This window comes from Pseudomonas sp. S34, from assembly GCF_009866745.1.
GTDB lineage: Bacteria > Pseudomonadota > Gammaproteobacteria > Pseudomonadales > Pseudomonadaceae > Aquipseudomonas > Aquipseudomonas jessenii.
The window spans coordinates 3,961,895-3,979,325 of sequence record NZ_CP019398.1 but is presented as its reverse complement, the minus strand read 5'-3'; the positions used below and the strand labels follow the sequence as shown (position 1 = coordinate 3,979,325).

21 protein-coding genes and 1 pseudogene are annotated in these 17,431 nt (G+C 56.6%); 6 read left to right on the top strand and 16 right to left on the bottom strand.

Features of this window, described 5'->3' with window-relative positions; genetic code table 11:
• Positions 1 to 549: 549 nt before the first annotated feature.
• Positions 550 to 852 carry a tyrosine-type recombinase/integrase gene (locus PspS34_RS28420; protein WP_202982160.1) on the bottom strand — a complete coding sequence of 101 codons (303 nt, stop codon included), beginning with the start codon at positions 850 to 852 and terminating at the stop codon, positions 550 to 552.
• 21 nt (positions 853 to 873) lie between these two features.
• A complete protein-coding gene (locus PspS34_RS28670) occupies positions 874 to 1,131 on the bottom strand; it encodes a hypothetical protein (protein WP_238786585.1) in 258 nt (85 codons plus the stop codon).
• Between PspS34_RS28670 and PspS34_RS17775 the strand changes: the two genes are divergently transcribed.
• Positions 1,015 to 2,229 carry an OprD family porin gene (locus PspS34_RS17775; protein WP_275113811.1) on the top strand — a complete coding sequence of 405 codons (1,215 nt, stop codon included), beginning with the start codon at positions 1,015 to 1,017 and terminating at the stop codon, positions 2,227 to 2,229. The two genes, PspS34_RS28670 and PspS34_RS17775, sit on opposite strands and share 117 nt — an antisense overlap.
• A gap of 1,058 nt (positions 2,230 to 3,287) precedes the next feature.
• Here the strand turns inward: PspS34_RS17775 and PspS34_RS17770 are convergent.
• On the bottom strand, positions 3,288 to 3,560 hold the full coding sequence (locus tag PspS34_RS17770) for a helix-turn-helix transcriptional regulator (protein ID WP_159390221.1): 273 nt from the start codon (positions 3,558 to 3,560) through the stop codon (positions 3,288 to 3,290).
• A gap of 88 nt (positions 3,561 to 3,648) precedes the next feature.
• Between PspS34_RS17770 and PspS34_RS17765 the strand changes: the two genes are divergently transcribed.
• Positions 3,649 to 4,122 (top strand): hypothetical protein, encoded by a 474-nt coding sequence (locus PspS34_RS17765; protein WP_159390220.1) that lies wholly within the window; start codon positions 3,649 to 3,651, stop codon positions 4,120 to 4,122.
• A gap of 242 nt (positions 4,123 to 4,364) precedes the next feature.
• Here the strand turns inward: PspS34_RS17765 and PspS34_RS17760 are convergent, their stop codons facing one another.
• The 11 genes and pseudogenes from PspS34_RS17760 to PspS34_RS17705 all read right to left on the bottom strand — a co-directional run bounded on the left by PspS34_RS17760 (position 4,365) and on the right by PspS34_RS17705 (position 12,541).
• Positions 4,365 to 4,796, bottom strand: a complete 432-nt coding sequence (locus PspS34_RS17760; RefSeq protein ID WP_174245525.1) for a TetR family transcriptional regulator — start codon at positions 4,794 to 4,796, stop codon at positions 4,365 to 4,367.
• Positions 4,793 to 6,673: an integrase gene (locus PspS34_RS17755; protein WP_159390219.1), complete on the bottom strand. Its 1,881-nt coding sequence runs from the start codon at positions 6,671 to 6,673 to the stop codon at positions 4,793 to 4,795. The genes PspS34_RS17760 and PspS34_RS17755 overlap by 4 nt, the downstream gene beginning before the upstream one ends.
• Positions 6,670 to 8,345 (bottom strand): annotated as a pseudogene (locus PspS34_RS28315) (hypothetical protein). Before PspS34_RS28315 ends, PspS34_RS17755 begins: the two are co-directional and overlap by 4 nt.
• The gene (locus PspS34_RS17740; protein ID WP_159390217.1) at positions 8,345 to 9,490 is read right to left on the bottom strand and encodes a site-specific integrase; all 1,146 of its coding nucleotides are present in this window, start codon (positions 9,488 to 9,490) and stop codon (positions 8,345 to 8,347) included. The pseudogene PspS34_RS28315 and the gene PspS34_RS17740 overlap by 1 nt, the downstream one beginning before the upstream one ends.
• A 140-nt stretch (positions 9,491 to 9,630) precedes the next feature.
• Positions 9,631 to 9,966 carry a TusE/DsrC/DsvC family sulfur relay protein gene (locus tag PspS34_RS17735; RefSeq protein WP_057714179.1) on the bottom strand — a complete coding sequence of 112 codons (336 nt, stop codon included), beginning with the start codon at positions 9,964 to 9,966 and terminating at the stop codon, positions 9,631 to 9,633.
• A complete protein-coding gene (gene tusB, locus PspS34_RS17730; protein WP_150814742.1) occupies positions 9,963 to 10,256 on the bottom strand; it encodes a sulfurtransferase complex subunit TusB in 294 nt (97 codons plus the stop codon). Before tusB ends, PspS34_RS17735 begins: the two co-directional genes overlap by 4 nt.
• A complete protein-coding gene (tusC, locus tag PspS34_RS17725) occupies positions 10,256 to 10,618 on the bottom strand; it encodes a sulfurtransferase complex subunit TusC (protein WP_154861339.1) in 363 nt (120 codons plus the stop codon). The genes tusB and tusC overlap by 1 nt, the downstream gene beginning before the upstream one ends.
• A 1-nt stretch (position 10,619) precedes the next feature.
• Complete coding sequence (tusD, locus tag PspS34_RS17720) at positions 10,620 to 11,012, bottom strand: sulfurtransferase complex subunit TusD (RefSeq protein WP_154861338.1); 393 nt, start codon at positions 11,010 to 11,012, stop codon at positions 10,620 to 10,622.
• A gap of 200 nt (positions 11,013 to 11,212) precedes the next feature.
• Positions 11,213 to 11,917 carry a YoaK family protein gene (locus PspS34_RS17715; protein WP_090456597.1) on the bottom strand — a complete coding sequence of 235 codons (705 nt, stop codon included), beginning with the start codon at positions 11,915 to 11,917 and terminating at the stop codon, positions 11,213 to 11,215.
• Between the two features lie 25 nt (positions 11,918 to 11,942).
• Positions 11,943 to 12,272 (bottom strand): DUF6388 family protein, encoded by a 330-nt coding sequence (locus tag PspS34_RS17710; RefSeq protein ID WP_057714183.1) that lies wholly within the window; start codon positions 12,270 to 12,272, stop codon positions 11,943 to 11,945.
• Between the two features lie 20 nt (positions 12,273 to 12,292).
• Complete coding sequence (locus PspS34_RS17705) at positions 12,293 to 12,541, bottom strand: hypothetical protein (RefSeq protein ID WP_008015571.1); 249 nt, start codon at positions 12,539 to 12,541, stop codon at positions 12,293 to 12,295.
• A 148-nt stretch (positions 12,542 to 12,689) separates the two neighbouring features.
• On the opposite strand from PspS34_RS17705, the gene PspS34_RS17700 reads away from it, so the two are divergent.
• Positions 12,690 to 13,040 (top strand): hypothetical protein, encoded by a 351-nt coding sequence (locus tag PspS34_RS17700; protein WP_090456593.1) that lies wholly within the window; start codon positions 12,690 to 12,692, stop codon positions 13,038 to 13,040.
• A gap of 128 nt (positions 13,041 to 13,168) precedes the next feature.
• Here the strand turns inward: PspS34_RS17700 and PspS34_RS17695 are convergent, their stop codons facing one another.
• Positions 13,169 to 13,594, bottom strand: a complete 426-nt coding sequence (locus PspS34_RS17695; protein WP_150814740.1) for a GNAT family N-acetyltransferase — start codon at positions 13,592 to 13,594, stop codon at positions 13,169 to 13,171.
• A gap of 147 nt (positions 13,595 to 13,741) precedes the next feature.
• On the opposite strand from PspS34_RS17695, the gene PspS34_RS17690 reads away from it, so the two are divergent.
• Positions 13,742 to 14,179, top strand: a complete 438-nt coding sequence (locus tag PspS34_RS17690) for a hemerythrin domain-containing protein (protein ID WP_150814739.1) — start codon at positions 13,742 to 13,744, stop codon at positions 14,177 to 14,179.
• A 66-nt stretch (positions 14,180 to 14,245) separates the two neighbouring features.
• Positions 14,246 to 14,839 carry an NUDIX domain-containing protein gene (locus tag PspS34_RS17685; RefSeq protein ID WP_154861337.1) on the top strand — a complete coding sequence of 198 codons (594 nt, stop codon included), beginning with the start codon at positions 14,246 to 14,248 and terminating at the stop codon, positions 14,837 to 14,839.
• Positions 14,840 to 15,007: 168 nt separating this feature from the next.
• Here PspS34_RS17685 and PspS34_RS17680 read toward each other — a convergent pair whose 3' ends face one another.
• A complete protein-coding gene (locus tag PspS34_RS17680; RefSeq protein WP_154861336.1) occupies positions 15,008 to 15,523 on the bottom strand; it encodes a methylated-DNA--[protein]-cysteine S-methyltransferase in 516 nt (171 codons plus the stop codon).
• 136 nt (positions 15,524 to 15,659) lie between these two features.
• Between PspS34_RS17680 and ggt the strand changes: the two genes are divergently transcribed.
• Positions 15,660 to 17,387, top strand: a complete 1,728-nt coding sequence (ggt, locus tag PspS34_RS17675; RefSeq protein ID WP_150814736.1) for a gamma-glutamyltransferase — start codon at positions 15,660 to 15,662, stop codon at positions 17,385 to 17,387.
• Positions 17,388 to 17,431: the final 44 nt, after the last annotated feature.

The window sequence follows — 17,431 nt, the reverse complement described above, 5'->3', positions numbered from 1 at the left end:
AATGCCCTGTCCACGGACCTCGCGATTCTGCGGATTCAACACGGCATGGCGATGGCTAAAAGTCCCTCGCTTACAATCCTCACCGCTCAACCTCACATCAATACTGGCAGACAGCACGTAGGTAGGGTAGGGCGATGGTGTGCATCTATTTAAATGGATATCATTTTTAGCCCAAACAAGCGGTTTACCATGCGCCAACGAACCTCATATTTAAAGCCTCCAAAGCCTCCAAAGCCTTCAAAGCGCAAGTCGACTAAGAATGCTTGCAACCGGGCGCCTCTGTTGCCAGTGTCTCAATGAATCACGGCATTGACGCCAATGGTTGCTGGCCACGGCAATCTGAGTTAGTGCGCCGGTGCCGTCATTGATTGAAAATGCGGTGATCGTGCAGCTTATTTCACCGACCAGAACAGGTGTTTGCCATCGGGGAAAAAGGCCGAGGGACGAGGCCCGACGTGGGGCCTGATCAGCATTCTGGCGAGGCAATTTGATGGGGTGAATTGGAGGTCAGTGTCGTACCCCGCTCAGGCTAGAGACTTAGTCCTGACCTTAAGATACCGCGGCCACGATTTTTTCAGTCAGCGCTACGGTGTTAGCCTGGTCAATCGTCGCGGGCGTGAACGACTGCCCTATCGCCAACTCTCCGAAAGAGTCTGCCGTGTCGATATAGCGCATGGCTGACTTCATGTCCTTCCAGCCTACGTACGTCATCAGTGCTTTGATATCCCATCCATTGGCCGAGGCCCAGGTGGCGAAGCCGCGACGCAGTGAGTGACTGGTGTACCGATCGCCAGACACCCCCGCGCGCTTAAAAATTCGCCGCAGCAGTGGAATCAGACTGTTGGCATTCAAGCCGTCTTTCGCCAGATGCCCCTAACGATAGAGCTTTCTGAAGACGGGGCCCTGCGCAATACCGGCGACGGTGATCCAGTTCACATAAGCTTGCACCGGACAAAGTTTCTTCAAGGCGGGCGTACGGAACGTCGTGCCGTGGTGCTGGCGATCGCCCTTGCTGTGCGGCAGGTAGAAGGTGATGCCCACTCCGGCTTGCGCCTGGGTTTTTTCAACCTGCAAGCGCGACAACACATCTCCGCGAAAACCGCGCCAGAACCCGATCAGCACCAAGGCCATGTCACGCCGGCTGCGCAACAGCGCGGCCAGGTCCTAGCGGGCTGCGGCTTCGGGCTGTGGGGCTTGAAGCTGGATGCCGGAAGCGGACGGTCGGGGACGGGGAACCTGCCCGTCGGGGACGATGGCCAACCGGACGACAGTTACGCGCGTGCTGGCGGCGCGGTCAAAGTCAGAATTTCGAACACGGTGTTGAAGTTCGGGCAGATGATACCCAACTCGCCGGTATTCGCTCAGAGCACCAGTCGCCTGATGCCGCAGACGGCGACTGGCTTCAACCTGCTGAGTACCGACATCAGGAATCTTTCGATCGATGCAGGGCACTTCACCTCCAGTACCGATCAGGTCAACACCAACCGGGATGGAGAACTGTGGGCGACCTATGCCCACGTCACCACGCCCACGGTCGACTATGCTGGCGGCAAGTACAAGGTGAATGACAACTTTGCCGTTTCTCTCTACGGCAGCCGTTATGAGGACATCTGGAATCAGTACTACGGCAATGCGAACTACGTCTACGCGATCAATAAGGACCAGGCGCTGACGCTGGATTTCAACGTCTATCGAACGCTGGAGAGCGGCGAGGCCAAAGCGGGTGAAATTAATAACACGACTTTTGGCCTGTCGGCGGGTTACAAGTGGTCAGCACACACCTTCACCCTGGCTTACCAGCAGGTGCGGGGTGATCAACCATTCGACTACCTGGGGTTCGGCGATACCGGCCGCGCAGGCGGCTCTGTGTTCCTGCCCAATTCCGTCCAATATTCCGACTTCAACGGCCCCGGCGAAAAATCCTGGCAACTGCGCTACGACTTGAACATGGCGAGCTATGGCGTGCCAGGCCTGTCGTTCATGGCGCGTCACCTGCGCGGCTTCGACATCGATGGCAGCCATGTCACCAGCGGTGCCTACGCCCGCAAGTACGGCAGCGACGATCGCGAATTCGAGACCAATCTCGAAGCCCGCTATGTCGTCCAGTCCGGCCCGGCAAAAAACCTCTCCGTGCGCCTGCGGACCGCCTGGCACCGCGGTGATCTGAGCACGGGCGGTGCCCAGGATCAGTTCCGGGTGATTACCGAGTATCAGATCAATATCTTTTGATTATTCGCTGAGATCCGGGTTGAGTGCTTCCGACACGAGGCATTCAACCCGGGCAACGCTTGTTTGACGTCTTTAGCCATTGTGCAGTCGTTCCCGCCCCAAGACTACATCGGCCCTTATTCACCAATTCACGCTTCTGGCCAATGATGGCTACCCCTTGGCCTATACGGTGCTTCGGCGAAGCTTGGCCGCTGCTGCTACCCACGAAGGGCTGAAGGCGAACTTCGAGCATCGCTTGAAGCCGCTGCTCTATACAGCGGATAAGCCGGATTTCCAAATCTGCTATAGCGCTTTCGCTGCCGTCGCAGAGCGACTGCTGAACCACACCGCTTGACGTTCGATTTCCCGCTGATGGTTTAATCATCGCGGGCGATCGGTATTCCGGATTGCTCGATGCGGGATGTTATTTCGCAGTTTGTACGAGATGCGCCCATCCTTGCGTCACATCGAGGGCCGATGGATCGATGTTCTTCTGTCCAACATTGCGCTCGATCTATTTCTTCAGTACTGCCCAGCGTGATGGCTGGGCTTGGGTGTACCAGGGTGGGATTATCCGTGAAGTCAGTAGGGTCAGCACCTAATCAGCATTTCGCGCAGTGAGCACGTCAGTATCGACCGTGCGCGGCCATCAGTTTCCGCCTAGCGCGAAGGCTGTCCGTTTGCGTATTAGCCTCTAAGACAGGAACTCCGACTCCTAGGAGCCTGGTTGGACAATATTCGCCCGATGTTTTGCGCGATCATACTCGTCCGCGCGATGGGGGCAGAATCGTAAAATGACGAATGATGCTCCTAGCGGCTGATGGGCCTTGAAACCTCCTGAGGCTATAACCAACCGGGGGGTTATAGTCAGCTTCGGGTCCAGAGTGTGTAATAACGCATGCGCCGTTTTGAAGCCTGCGTTGTTACGTAAAATCTGCGGGTGCTTGTGTAATCAGTAGAAACAAAAAATTTGGATAGGAAAGCGGTTTTTTGTTCCAGCCTCGTCTGTCGATCGTGTTCTAAAAAGTTTTTATACCGCCTCGGTCGATTGCTGCCAGTGGTGCTCCCAGAACCCTAGGTCAGCTAGAAGCGAGGTCATTAAGCTCCAGCTCAACACGCTGCAAAAGCGCGGATACATCTTCCCCCTCCAATACGTAACTTTTTGCCAAAAGGGTAATTGGGTGGATACCTAGGGCCTTCGCGAGATCTTCAACCTTTTCGATTGAAGGGCTTTTCTTTCCATTCTCAACCTCGCTTACATACGCTTGGCTGGGGGCTAGCGTCTCCTGCGACAACCCCATGTGCAGCCGACTTTTTCTTAGCGCTAATCCAAACGCGATCTTCCGTTCCATTTTTACGACTCATAAAAGGAACGATGAAGCCGGTCAAGCGCGGAAAGGACTATACTCGATGGCGATATTATGACGACGGAGGTGCACCGTGTTCCGCACTTATGACTGGGCTGAAGCCATTTCAGTACCTTTTTTCGAGGATGATTTTCGCGTTTGGACATATGTCGAGTACGACGTCGGCGGGGTTTGGTTTCACGTCCAGATCGAGGAACGTGAACGCACAAAATGGCGTCGTTTTAATCTCATGATTAGCGGCGAATTCGCATTGCGATCTTTGATTGCCCGACAGTCTGAGCAGCTGGCAATAGTCAACGTACAGCTAGTTAGCGATAGTGAGGTTAACAACAGCGGACGGCTACTGATGGAGCCATTAGTCAAAGCTGAACATCTTTACCAAAAAAGAATGAAGGGCATCCTTTACGAGGTCGATAGTGGTCAGCGCTACTTGGTGGGTGATCCAATTCTTGATCCTGCTCAGTCTGATGGCCATGACCTGATTTTTGATTCATCCATGTGTCTAGGCTCTCAGCTTCGTGATTTGAAAAGCAGTGTGAAAAAATAAATACTAGATTTTCGTGCCAATTCAGTCTTGGTTGATGGCTATAAGTTCTAAAATTACGGCTTTATGCGCAATTATGCAGGAAATCATAATTCGTCTCAGGGAGTGGAAGGGAATGGTCATAGCCGCAGATGGATTATCGTGTCGGGCTTTAGCGTTGCCCAAAAAATGCTGATAGCAAGGAAAAGAAATGTTCCCTGTAAGTGCTGAAATCAGCCTTAAAGACAACATTTCTTTACTTTCGGCTAACCACTGCGCGGCATTGAGGAGCCCAGTTCAACCACATTTTTTTCTTTCAGCTTTTCCCTGAGCGTCTGGTTCTCGTCCAGCAGTACCTCATTGATGGATGCGATGCTGGCAAGCTTCGCCCGCAGGGCTTCAATCTCTTGACGGTAGTCTGCTGACTTTAGCCGTTCGACGATCAGATCTTGATGTTTCACATCCCGCATAGCGCGGCTGGATCGGCCCTGCTTCTGCCGTATGGTCTCCGCGATTGTGGGATAGTGATTGTGGATCAGCGCTGTTGATACGCCGGTTTCGCGTGCGACGGCGGCGATGGTCAGCTTGGTCTCTTTGGTATGGGCGCGACCGCCCTCAATCCGATAGATAGCCAGCCTGAGATCCTTTTCTCGATCCACGGCAGGCTTGTAATTGGCTGTTTTGTCCTTGTTCTTCATGCGGTCAGATCCTCCGAAGGCATGCCCAGCTGAACCAATACGTCTCGGCAGCGGTTCAGGTCGCGTATAACGCGCTGGCGACCTCCCTCTCCAATGTCTTTGCAGTGCATCAGCCCTTTAAGCTCATCGTACAGTCGCTGGTAGAAGGGTGCATGTGTACTCCCGATCACTGAGTGGTCGCAGCCACTGCAGCGAGAGCGTTCAAAGGTGTTGCCGACGCAGCCGTTGTTGTCCGCCGTACACCAAGCGTGACCGTTGCTGCGAATCGCTGTGCTCTCAGCAATGGACTTCAGCATCGAAGCGTGATCCTTGAAGATCAGCAGGTTTTCTGGCTCCCGCTGCCAGCCCTTGATGGCGCGCCCGTAGCCCCCTGACAGAGATTCATCGCTCATCCAGTTGTCGACGACGCCAAGCTTGATGTCTTCCAGTTCTCCTTGGATTTCCAAGTACAGATCAAGATCAAGATGCTTTCCCCAACTATCGTCCATCGCATAGCCCAGGGTCATGTCCATGGACCAGTGAGCGTAATGCTCTTTGAGGTAACGTAGGTCGCCAAAGCGGCTATGCGCGGCGTAGTTGGCGAGCTTGCGCCGAAATTGATGGCTAGTGAGGTTCCAGTTTAATCCGCAGTCTTCGGCGAATGCTTTTAAGAGGTTGACCCAACTGCTGTTTGAAAGAGTACGAACCCGGTTATCTTCATTAAAGTAAACCCCCAAAAACAGCGAATTACGATGTTTGTAAGCTTCAGCGATCTGAGGATCTTGCGGGTTGATTCGACGCCGCTTAGTGATTTCGTTGGCAATCATCGCTTGGTAAGGCGCAGCCCAGCGCTCCATGACGCGCAGAGCACGCACCGCAGCCTCTGGGATCATCCAGTCATGGATCCCTTTATCTGTCTTCTCTGACTTAGAGCGCATCCAGTGATAGATCTTGCCCTCATCATCCTCCGTGCGGTGGTACGCCCCCGATTGCAGGTTAGTCAGTTCATGATTACGACAGCCTGAGGTGCTCGCCAGGACGACGTAGCATGACATGCGCAAGTCTGAGAGGGACTTACTGAAAGTTCTTACGCCACCTTCCCAGCCCCTAGCATCCAAATACCGTTTTTTTGCATCGTACATACTACCTTTACTTAGGCTTTTGCAGCCCGCCGCGAAAGCTTCAAGATCATCTCGCAGATCGAGCAGTAGTTTGCCGCGCTCCACCTGCTGATGAGCCTTTCCGAACAACGTGCAGAACACGTCATCGGGAATTAATGGCGTTTTTCCGCCACGGGGCATACCGATAGTGCCAGCCATGGCTCTTGCAGAGGTTTCGGGCCATGGATGCTTAGGTATCTTTTCGTCGGTGTACTGGCTTAGCTCATAAATCGCCTCAACGATTGAGTAACGCTCCGCAAGTGATACTGGTTGCAACGGCTTGTTAGATTTGGTGATCCTGTGAACCTTGCAGGCCGCGACGTAGGTTGCTGCAATCATAGGCGTCACCGCCCCTAAATGATCGAGCCCAAGGGTCTCCAGATGTCGCAAGAATGGGATTGCCGATACAAAAAGGCGACGAATTCCCCCGCCCTTAGGCTGATAGCCGTCAACGCGACCACGCCTCATGTAGCGATAAATTATTGCTTTCATAGCCACCCGAAATGGCTTTGGCATGGTGGTGAAGTTTAGGTTTCTTTGACAGGCTGGGACGTTACTGGGCAGGCCCTGTAGCTGCCAAATGTCCTCACCGTAGCGGCTACGAATGACCCACTGCCCATCAACCTGAATTGCGTTGATGATCAGCATGTCGCGCTCTGAGTCGGACAGCCCACGTACATCGCCAGGCTGAGCGGTGATGGCCTCCCATATTAATTCGTCAGAGATATTGTCACTCATAAAAAGATCTCCAAGCTGGCAATGAGATCAACTGACCAGAAAGGGTGTGGTTTGGTACGGGCGCGCTCACGAGCGGCGTCCACGGCCGCGGCCTTGAAGGTGCCACGGCGAAGCCCCTCAGCGACGATGTAATGGTCGATAAGGCGCGGGATGTGTGCGTACTCGCGTGCCCAGCGCCGCTTGTCCATGCGGGAGCATTCAGTCAGCACGCGGAAGTAAAAGCTGAACAACTTGTACAGATCTTCGGCGGTCACTGCGTAGTGCTTACAGCGCAGGCAGTTCATGAAATTCATGCAGGTGGCGCCATCATGTTTTGGAGCAAACTGACCATTTAATGGGTCGCTACAGCGACCGACGGGGGTGTCCTTGTAGGTTGCGCCGATGGTCGCTGTTATCAGTTCCTGTACCAGTACCTCTCCCATGAACCGCCAGTTTCGACGAGCATCCTCGCTTGGCGCGAGATAGTTTTGATCAGCTATTCGCGGCGTATTCCCGAGAGCGGAGGCGGTGATTGCGAGATCTCCGTCCGTCAGTTCGAAGATGCGATTTGCAAAGGTTTTTCGTAAGCGGGAGATGTTGATGCGCAGAGGCTTTCCGTCGCTATCCTTCAGTTCGTACTTTTCTACGAGGCGGCTTATCGCGCTATGTAATATGGTCGTTTGCAGTGGAATGACTTGATCGTATGCAAACGTAGCCCGACTGCGGAATAGCCACACACGTCCTTTGAGGTCGTCAGGAGCTTCTGAATCTAAGGGCTCGGTCAGCATTATCACTCGACGGATTAGACGTTCTACGTTGATTCTGATGCTGGGCATCGCCTCAAGCAGATGTTCGCCTTTCGATTCAGCCCGCAAAGCTATTTTGCTGGTGTTGTAGCCACGCCGCTTCCAGAGAACCAAGAAGACGGTGTCGTCTTTAGGATGAGGGCGCAGGCAATTACGGCTCATTTCCAGCAACGGCGTGAGATTACGTCCGGTGTGGAGGGCTATGACCAGTAAGGCATATGCCATTAGGTCGCCAGTGATAGGAGTTCCATTGATCCATATGGGCTTAATGGCGTGCCGTAATGCCGCTGTAAACTCTTGTCGCTCACGCTTCGATAAAGCTGTCTCGCCCTTGCGCTTACGGTTGGAATTCGGAAATGGGTTGCGTGGGAAGGTGGCCTCATCGCCAGATATCACTAATGTGAAAAAACCGCGCTGCCCGAGTGCAACAAGCACTGACTTGGTATTCGTGTAGTAGTTTTTCTGTCCGGTGCTCGTTAGATCTTGCGCAGATAGGTGTACAAGATAGCCGTCGATCAAGCTCCGATTCAGATCATCCGACGTCAACGCACGCTCGAAAGCCATCGCTTGGAGTAGGCAATAGTCAAAAAAATTTTTAATCCAGTGCAATAACCAACCACAGTAGCAACCGAGGGGGCGCCATCTTGCCCCGCTAAGAAACGCTCAATTTGTCGCTGGCAGGCGTAAGTGATGGCATCAATGCCCGCGCCATACCACCTCGCAAAATCGAAATTTCGTCTGGAACTGGAGTTGCGCCCGAACGACACCATCGTAATCTTTGGAGGGATTGCTTCAGAAAGGATGACCACATTCCCTGCCGTGTCGATGTTGTGCTCGATTTGCGGAATGCTGAGGTCAGTCTTGGCAAATACCTTTCGCTTTCCCATCAGGCTGCACCCGCTATTTCGTTTAACTCGTCGTCATATGCCAGCACAGCCTCATCGGCCATTTCGTTGATCAGGTGCAAGTACACCATGGTGGTTTGAATCGAGTTGTGGCCAAGCTGCCGCTGAAGGTACACTAGGGGGTCGACCCCATTCTGGGGGGTGCGCTGAAGATTGACCAAGGTGTGGGTTGCATAGGTATGGCGCAGGATGTGCGTATGGACTTCTATTCCAGCTAATTTCCCTGTCTTGCTGATGATCCGGTTTAGGCTCTTGCCGGCGCTGGCATAGGGTTTTCCGAGATGGTTGAGAAGCAAAGCTTTTTGGTCCTCGCCTAAAGATGCCCGCTCACCACGCACCTTTGAAACGTAGCGATAGAGTTCAGCCATAAACTTGCGACTGACCCAGATTTGTCGCTCTTTACTACCCTTTGTCTCCATACCGCTGCCGTCGTACGGATCAAGGAGAATTTGAAGATTGCGCTCGGTTCGCCCAGCTTTGTCCGGATCGAAAACATACGCCACGGGGAAGGTGGCAAGTTCGTTACGGCGCAGGCCTGTGCGCAGCGCTAGCTGAATCATGATCCGATGATGTGGATTCTCCGCGGCAGCCATAAATGACTTGGCCTGGGCCATGCTCAGGAACTCGGGTAGGAGCCTGTGACGGCGAGGCATCACGTCGTTTATAAACGCTTTACCTCCGCTGGCGTCCACATGTTTAAGAAAGCCTATTTCGCGCTTTACGGTGCGCTCTACGTGACCAAACGGTAAGCGCTTCACCCAGCCCTTATTCAAGGCGAATTCATAAAACTTGCAGATGTACATCAGACGCTGGCCAGTAGTGTTGCGAGCCAGCCCGCATGTTACCAAGCAGTAGTCTCGGTAGGCAGCCACAAGGTTCTTGGCCTCTCCGCGATCTACGTCCCGCCAATCAAGATCATGGGCTTGCAGGAAGCTGAAGAAGTCGTACAGTGCCCGCCCAGTGCTTGGCCAGGATTGCTTTGAACCGATGTCCCCGTGAAGGAGGTAGGAGCGGAAGAACTGATTGGCCTGGCTGCAGCTCTCCATCGAGTCCCACAGCAGGATCGGAAACCCTTGGTAAGGTTGTCCGGCGATTACGAAATTCTTGGTGCCCCAGACAAGTTCCATCAATCACCCTGTCATTGACCAATCGATCGGTATCCCGTCTGAATGTACTGACTGAGGGCTACTGCTGCAGCCTTCCACTCCCGATCAGGTAGACCTGTGATTTCAATAACAGATAAATCTAACTATTACAACGCTCCGGATCATAAGCAATTCGTCGGTTTGGGCAGGCCCGCCAGTTTCGCGGCGAGTTTGGCGGGAGTGCCTTTGAACAGTCGGTTCAGGTGCAGGCTGTTGCCTTTTTCCGGGCCGAGTTTCAGGGCGGTGTACTTGATCAACGGGCGGGTGGCCGGTGACAGCTGGAATTCGGCGTAGAAACTGCGCAGCAGTTCGAGGACTTCCCAGTGTTCGGGCGTCAACTCGATGTCTTCGGCAGCCGCCAGGGCACTGGCCACATCGGCGGACCAGTCACTCAGTTCGACCAGGAAACCGTCCTTGTCCAGTTCGATGGCGCGGGGGCCGACCGTCAATGCCTTCATAGCCAACTGTTGACCTTGTCGTAGTGAATCGACAGCTCGACGAAGGCCGGGTAATCGATGGCACTGGCCCAGTCTGGAACCGCAAGCGCACGGGCCTGGGCATCTTCGGCCAGCACGAACAGCTTCAGGCCGCGCGTGCTGAGCGCAGTGAACGGCGCGGTGCCTGGTTGCAATGCATAGGCGGCATCACCGGACAATAGCAACCCGTCGTTGGCGCCGATCACGCGCAGGCAACTGGTCAGGCGTTCGTCGCCGAACGGGGAATGAGACAACACATGCAAAGTCGACATCAGAGGGTGATCACCTGGTCGTAACGGTCAATGAGGGCGGTGATTTCGTGGGCGGCCAATACCTGGGCTTCTTCCAGCGACAGGCCGCTGGGGTCCAGGCCACGCTGGGTGATGCTGTCGCCACAGGCAAACAGTTCCTCGACACCGAACATCGGCAGGGCTTGCAGGTTGGCGCTCAGGTCTTTCTGTTGCAGGGCCTTGGCGTTCTGACCGGCGGCCAGCTGGAACACGCCGTCATCGAGAAACAACAGGCCGATCGGCAGATCGAAAGCGCCCCCGGCCAGCACGATATCCAGCGCTTCCCGCGCGCCTGGGCCGGACCATGGCGACTGGCGGCTGATGATCAATATGGATTTGGCCATGTCATGCGCCTCCGAAACAGATCAGACGGTCGGCATCCTGCGCCGCGTCATGCAATTGGCCGAGGCCGGACAATTCCCACGGTGCGCCGACGGCTACAGCCTCACGCTGATAGCGCCTGGCTTCTTCCTCGTTCAACACGCCACGACGCAGCGCGGCGGCGATGCACACCACGCCATCGAGTTGATGGTCGCTGACAAAGGCGTGCCATTGCTTGGGCAAGTCCGGTTCATCCTGGGGCGTGACCACGCTGGCGGACGCGTTGTAGACGCCGTCCTGATAGAAAAACAGCCGGACAATCTCGTGCCCGCCGGCCAGCGCGGCCTGGGCGAACAGCAGGGCTCGGCGCGAGGAGGGCGCATGGGCGGCGGAAAATACGGCGATGGCGAACTTCATGACGGACTCGATCAGCGAAACTGCCGCCATGATAATGCTTTATCGGCGGGGCGGCTAAAGTGATGTTGTCTGGGCGGGCCTCATCGCGAGCAAGCTCGCTCCCACAAGGGATTTGCGTCGGACACAAAATCAGCAACCACCACAGGTCCACTGTGGGAGCGAGCTTGCTCGCGATGAGGTCCGCCCAGTCAACACCAGACTCAGCGCGGCATATACCCCAACTGCCAACGCCGCGGGATCTTCAACGACAGCACCCCGAGCCCGGCAGCCAGCAGGCCACTGGCAAACAACGCCTTGAGCCCCAGGTGGTGTTCCAGCACGGCACCGAGTACCGCGCCGGCGAACATGCCGGTCCAGGGGATCAACTGCACCCGCCAGCCGCTACGGCGCTCACCGAGCATCCAGCGGCCCAGCCCGCGGCCGAAACGCGACAGGGCACCGGTAACGTAGGTCAGGCCCACCGGCAGGCCATTTACTTCTTCCACCGCGGCGTTGAGCATGCCCATGGCGATGATCGCCGCCAGCAGGGCTGGCAGTTGCTCGTCATACGACCAGGCCGCGGCGGCGCACAGCAGGGCGGCAATGCACAGTAACAAGGGCAGGGTCCGGCGTCTGCCCAGGCGGCTGACGATAATGCCCAGCGCGTTGCCGACGATGAAGGTGGCGATGAGGATCACCAGGCGCAGGGTCAACCCAAGGTCGCCAGTACTGATGGCGACCGCCATCCGGGTGGTATTGCCGCTCATGAACGAGACGAAGTCGCCGCTGGCCATGAAACCGATGGCGTCGGTCATGCCGGCGAGTACCGAGAGCATGGCCACCAGGCTCAAGCCTATGCGCCCGCGCCATTTCTGTGTGTGCAAATGACCTGGGCTGGCGTGGGTCCTGGCGGTGTTGGGCAGCATCGGCGATGGCCTCCATGAACAGTGTTTACGGTTTTATCCCATTCAACTCGCAATATTCCAGCCAGTCCATGCCGGCCATTTCCGCCACTTCCCGGTGCACTTCAAGGCGCTGCGCTTCGTAGTCCCGGGGCGTGGCGGCAGTTAACTGCAACGTCAGTTCCCAGGCGAACAACTGCTGGCGTTCTGCTTCAGCTTCAAACGCTTCGTGCAGCCGTTCTTCGCGATACTGTGCCGCCGTTTCACCCTTGGCCTGGGCCAACAGCGGGTTGAGGTGGTCGAGTTCTTCGCGCAACTCGGGGCGCGCATCGAGAAACCGCTTCAGTGCTTGCTCATGCTGCAGTTCAGTTGCCGCCATGGTCGCTCCTTGTGAACGGGTTACGAGGATTGCTTCTTACTGGCCTTGGCCGCTGCCGCCAGGCATTCGAGGGCAAACTGTTCGGTGTAGGTCATCTGGATCGGCGTGGTTTCGCCTTTGACGGTTCTTTCGCCGTCGAGGATGTAACGAATACGCTTGTCGGTGACGCCGATTCGCTTGGCAATCCAGGAAGGCGTCTGACCGATCTGGCTGATCAGCTTGTCGGCATATTCAGTGCTCGGTTTGTAGAACTCGGCATTAGGTGTCATCAGGTTTCCAGTCATGGGTGCGATGGGGCGATATTGGCGCGACAGGGTGCGCGAATCGTTGCGCGCTGTCGCGGTATAAATGCAGTAAAGCAGAACGGTACGGCCCGCCGGGGTGATAAAGTCCGCTTTTTCCTGATGAGTGAATGCAATGCGAATTCTGATGGTGGCGCTGGCCGTGACGTTGCTGGCCGGATGCGCAGGCTCGGCGATGAACGACGCCCGCACCAAGGCCCCGTACAAGACCCTGAACTCGGAAAAACCGGGCAAAGACGTCGCCCAGTGCGTGCAGTTTTCCTGGCAGGACGAGGCCGTGTTCGGCGTCGATGCCGCTGCCTACCTGCAACCGGGGGAGAAGGGCGGCACGACGGTTTACACCCGTTCGGCGGAGTCCTTCGTCGACGTGACCACCGATGCCTCGGGCACGGTGTTGAGCTACTACGCTCAGAAGGATGATTTCGTGGCCAAGCGCCGGTTGGCGGCGTTGGCGACTTGCCTGTGATTCGAAGGCTTGCGCAGTAACTTGTGGGAGCGGGCTTGCTCGCGAAGACTTAGTGTCAGTCGCAATCAATGTTGGTTGATAGACCGCTTTCGCGAGCAAGCCCGCTCCCACAGTTGTTTTGTGTGTGGTCAGTAATTCAGGCGCTTCTGGAAGAAGAAGTGCTTGTGGCCCGGCGGGTAATCGGCAATGTGGCCGATCTCGCTGTAGCCGCATTTCTTGTAGAACTCCGGCGCCTGGAACTCGAAGGTTTCCAGCCACAGACCGACGCATTCCTTTTCCCGTGCAAGGTCTTCGGCCATCTGCATCAACCGGGTGCCCATGCCTTGTCCCCGGGCCTGTTCCGGCACCGCCAGCAAGTCTATGAACAACCACTGATAGAACAACCGGGCGTAAACGCCGCCGACGATTTCGTCGTTGTCGTCGCGTATCAGCAACGCGATATGTTCCGGTGGCGGGCTTGCAGACTTCGAGGAGTTGTAGGCGCGTAACGGCACGAGGATCGCCTCGCGCTCTTCGGTGCTGGGGTTGTGCTTGCGTTCGATACGCAGGTTCATGGCTATATCCTTATGGCAGTGAAACCGCAGCCTATCCCGGTTGTCGCGATTGTTCCATCCCCGGAAAAGTTGAACCGTGGCCAACGCGCAGCTGTCATTCCTTAAGACGCGTCACTCCAGAACGCAGCTGATGAGGAAAACCACCCCGTGAACATTTTTGAAGCCTTGCGTGAAAGCCACGAACGCCAACGGACCTATGCAAAGGCGCTGATCCATACCAGCGGCGATACGCCTGAGCGGGTCGAGGCGTACAAGCAACTCAAGTCTGAATTGCAGGCACACGCCACGGCCGAAGAGCGGCATTTCTACATCCCGTTGATGGAGGTCGACAACGGTATCGACCTCAGCCGTCATGGCATCGCCGAACATCACGAAATGGACGAAATGATGGAGGAACTGGACGACACCGAGATGTCCAGCCCGGCCTGGCTGGTGACCGCGAAGAAACTCTCGGAGAAAGTGCATCACCACCTCGAGGAAGAAGAGCAGAAGTTCTTCCAGATGGCTGGCAAGCTGCTCAACGACAAACAGAAAGAGTCATTGGCCGGACAATACGAGAAGGAGTACAAGGCGCAGCTTGCCTGAGGGGGCAAAGGCTGTGCGTTTTCACTTAACATGTGGACCCTCAGACAAATCACAGGACGCGTTGTCATGTCGAACACAGCCGAGCGGGTCAACATCCTTGAGTCTCAGGTATTGTCCCACGACTGGTACCTGCTCAAGAAAATCACCTTCGATTACCAACGCAACAACGGCGAGTGGCAACGCCAGGTCCGGGAGGTCTACGACCGTGGCAATGGCGCGGCGATTCTCCTGTACAACCGCGAAAAGAAAACCGTGGTACTGACCCGGCAATTTCGCCTGCCGGTATTCGTCAACGGTCACGATGGGCTGTTGATCGAAGTGGCGGCAGGGCTGTTGGAAGGCGCGGCACCTGAAGACCGCATCCGCGATGAAGCGGAGGAGGAGACGGGTTACCGCGTGCACCATGTGCAGAAGGTGTTCGAGGCGTACATGAGCCCCGGTTCGGTGACGGAAAAACTGCACTTCTTCATTGCCGAATACGACACGAAGTCGAAAGTCAGCGACGGTGGCGGGCTGGAGGCGGAAACCGAAGAGCTGGAAGTGCTGGAGTGGACGTTCGAGGACGCGCTCGAAGCGTTTTACCGTGGCGAAATCTGCGACGCCAAGACCATCATGCTGTTGCAGTATGCGGCGATGAAAAATCTCTTCGCCCCAACCTGACCCTGTGGTGGAAGGGCTTTTGTGGCGAGGGGGCTTGCCCCCGTTCGGCTGCGAAGCAGTCGTCATCGCGGAGCGTGCGAACGTCCAGAATAAAAGTACAAATGCTTTTGGGACCGCTGCGCAGTCCAACGGGGGCAAGCCCCCTCGCCACAAAGATGCAGTGCGTCCCTAAAACAAATCATCCATGTGACTGGCGCCTGACCACTCGCAGCCCTCCAGCGTCAGCAACAACGCCTTCGCCTCAAGCCCACCGGCAAACCCGGTGAGCTTGCCCGACGCGCCAATCACCCGATGACAGGGCGCCACGATCGAAATCGGGTTCTTGCCATTCGCCGCACCCACCGCCCTGACCGCTGCCGGGTTACCGATCTGTTCGGCGATCTGGCTGTAGCTGCGCGTCTCGCCGAACGGAATGGTCAGCAGCGCCGCCCAGACCTTCTTCTGAAATTCCGTGCCGGCAAAATCCAGATCCAGTTCGAAGCGATCGCGGGTGCCGGAAAAATATTCGCGTAGCTGCGCAGCCGTGCGCACCAGGATCGGATTGTCCGGCGCTTCGCTCATCGGTCCCAGGCGCACCCGCCCGGGTTTGTCGTTTTCCCAGAGGATGGCCGCCAGTCGTGAACCGTTCGCGACCAGCTTCAACTGGCCCACGGGGGAGGCCACGGTGGTGCAGGTATAGGTCATGCCAGGGCTCGCGCAAAATTGCTGAACAGGCGTTAAGGATACTGCCTCGGCGGGGAGGCGCAATACGTAATCCCGACCATACTTGCCTACTGCTTTCGTAACGTTCCCCTGTTTAATAACAAGAAGAGACCGACTCATGAAGTACGAACCTTTTGCCAAATCGCTGATTGCGACCTCCTTGGCGCTCAGCTGCCTGACCGCCCATGCCGCCTCCGTGGCCCCGGCTACCGGGGAAAACGGCATGGTGGTCACGGCCCAGCACCTGGCCAGCCATGTGGGCGTGGATGTGCTCAAGAACGGCGGCAATGCCGTGGATGCGGCGGTCGCGGTCGGCTATGCGCTGGCAGTGGTGTACCCCGCGGCAGGCAACCTTGGCGGCGGTGGTTTCATGACCATTCAACTGGCGGACGGGCGCAAGACCTTCCTCGACTTCCGTGAAAAAGCCCCTCTCGCCGCAACCGCCAACATGTACCTGGACAAGGAGGGCAACGTCGTTCCCGATCTGAGTACCCGTGGTCATCTGGCCGTGGGCGTGCCGGGCACCGTTTCGGGCATGGAACTGGCGCTGTCCAAGTACGGCACCAAGCCGCGCAAGGAAATCATCGCCCCGGCCATCAAGCTGGCCGAAGACGGTTTCGTGCTGGAGCAGGGGGATGTCGATCTGCTGGATTACGCCACCGACATGTTCAAGAAGGACATCAAGGATTCCGGCTCGATCTTCTTGAGTAACGGCGAGCCGATGCAGGTCGGCCAGAAACTGGTGCAAAAGGACCTGAGCAAAACCTTGCGGGAGATCTCCGAGAAAGGCGCCGACGGTTTCTATAAAGGCTGGGTGGCCGACGCCATCGTCACCTCCAGTCAGGCCAACAAGGGCATCATCACCCAGGCCGACCTCGACAAATACAAGACCCGTGAACTGGCGCCCATCGAGTGCGACTACCGTGGCTATCACGTGGTTTCCGCACCGCCACCGAGCTCCGGCGGCGTGGTGATCTGCGAGATCATGAACATCCTCGAAGGCTACCCGATGAAGGAACTGGGCTACCACTCGGCCCAGGGCATGCACTATCAGATCGAGGCAATGCGCCACGCCTATGTGGACCGCAACAGTTACCTGGGCGACCCGGATTTCGTGAAGAACCCGATTGCCCATCTGCTGGATAAAAACTACGCGACCAAGCTGCGCGAGGCGATCAAACCACAAAAAGCCGCGGTATCCAGTGAACTCAAGCCCGGCGTAGCGCCCCATGAAGGCAGCAACACCACCCATTACTCCATCGTCGACAAGTGGGGCAACGCGGTGTCGGTGACCTACACCCTCAACGACTGGTTCGGTGCTGGCGTGATGGCGAGCAAGACCGGGGTCATCCTCAACGATGAAATGGACGACTTCACCTCGAAGATCGGCGTACCGAACATGTACGGCCTGGTGCAGGGCGAGGCCAACGCCATCGCGCCCGGCAAGGCGCCGCTGTCGTCCATGAGCCCGACCATCGTCACCAAGGACGGCAAAGTGGTGATGGTGGTCGGCACTCCGGGCGGCAGCCGCATCATCACCGCGACATTGCTGACCATGCTCAACGTGATCGACTACGGCATGAACATCCAGGAGGCGGTGGATGCACCGCGTTTCCACCAGCAGTGGCTGCCGGAGGAAACCAACCTGGAAGCCTTCACCACCAGCCCGGACACGGTGAAAATCCTCGAGAGCTGGGGCCACAAGTTCGCCGGTCCCCAGGATGCCAACCACCTGGCGGCGATCCTTGTCGGCGCGCCATCCTTGGGTGGAAAACCGGTAGGCAATAACCGTTTCTACGGGGCGAACGACCCACGGCGTAACACTGGGTTGTCGCTGGGTTATTGAGGGTTGTGTCCGGAGGGGGACGGGCTTATGTTCGTCCCCTGATC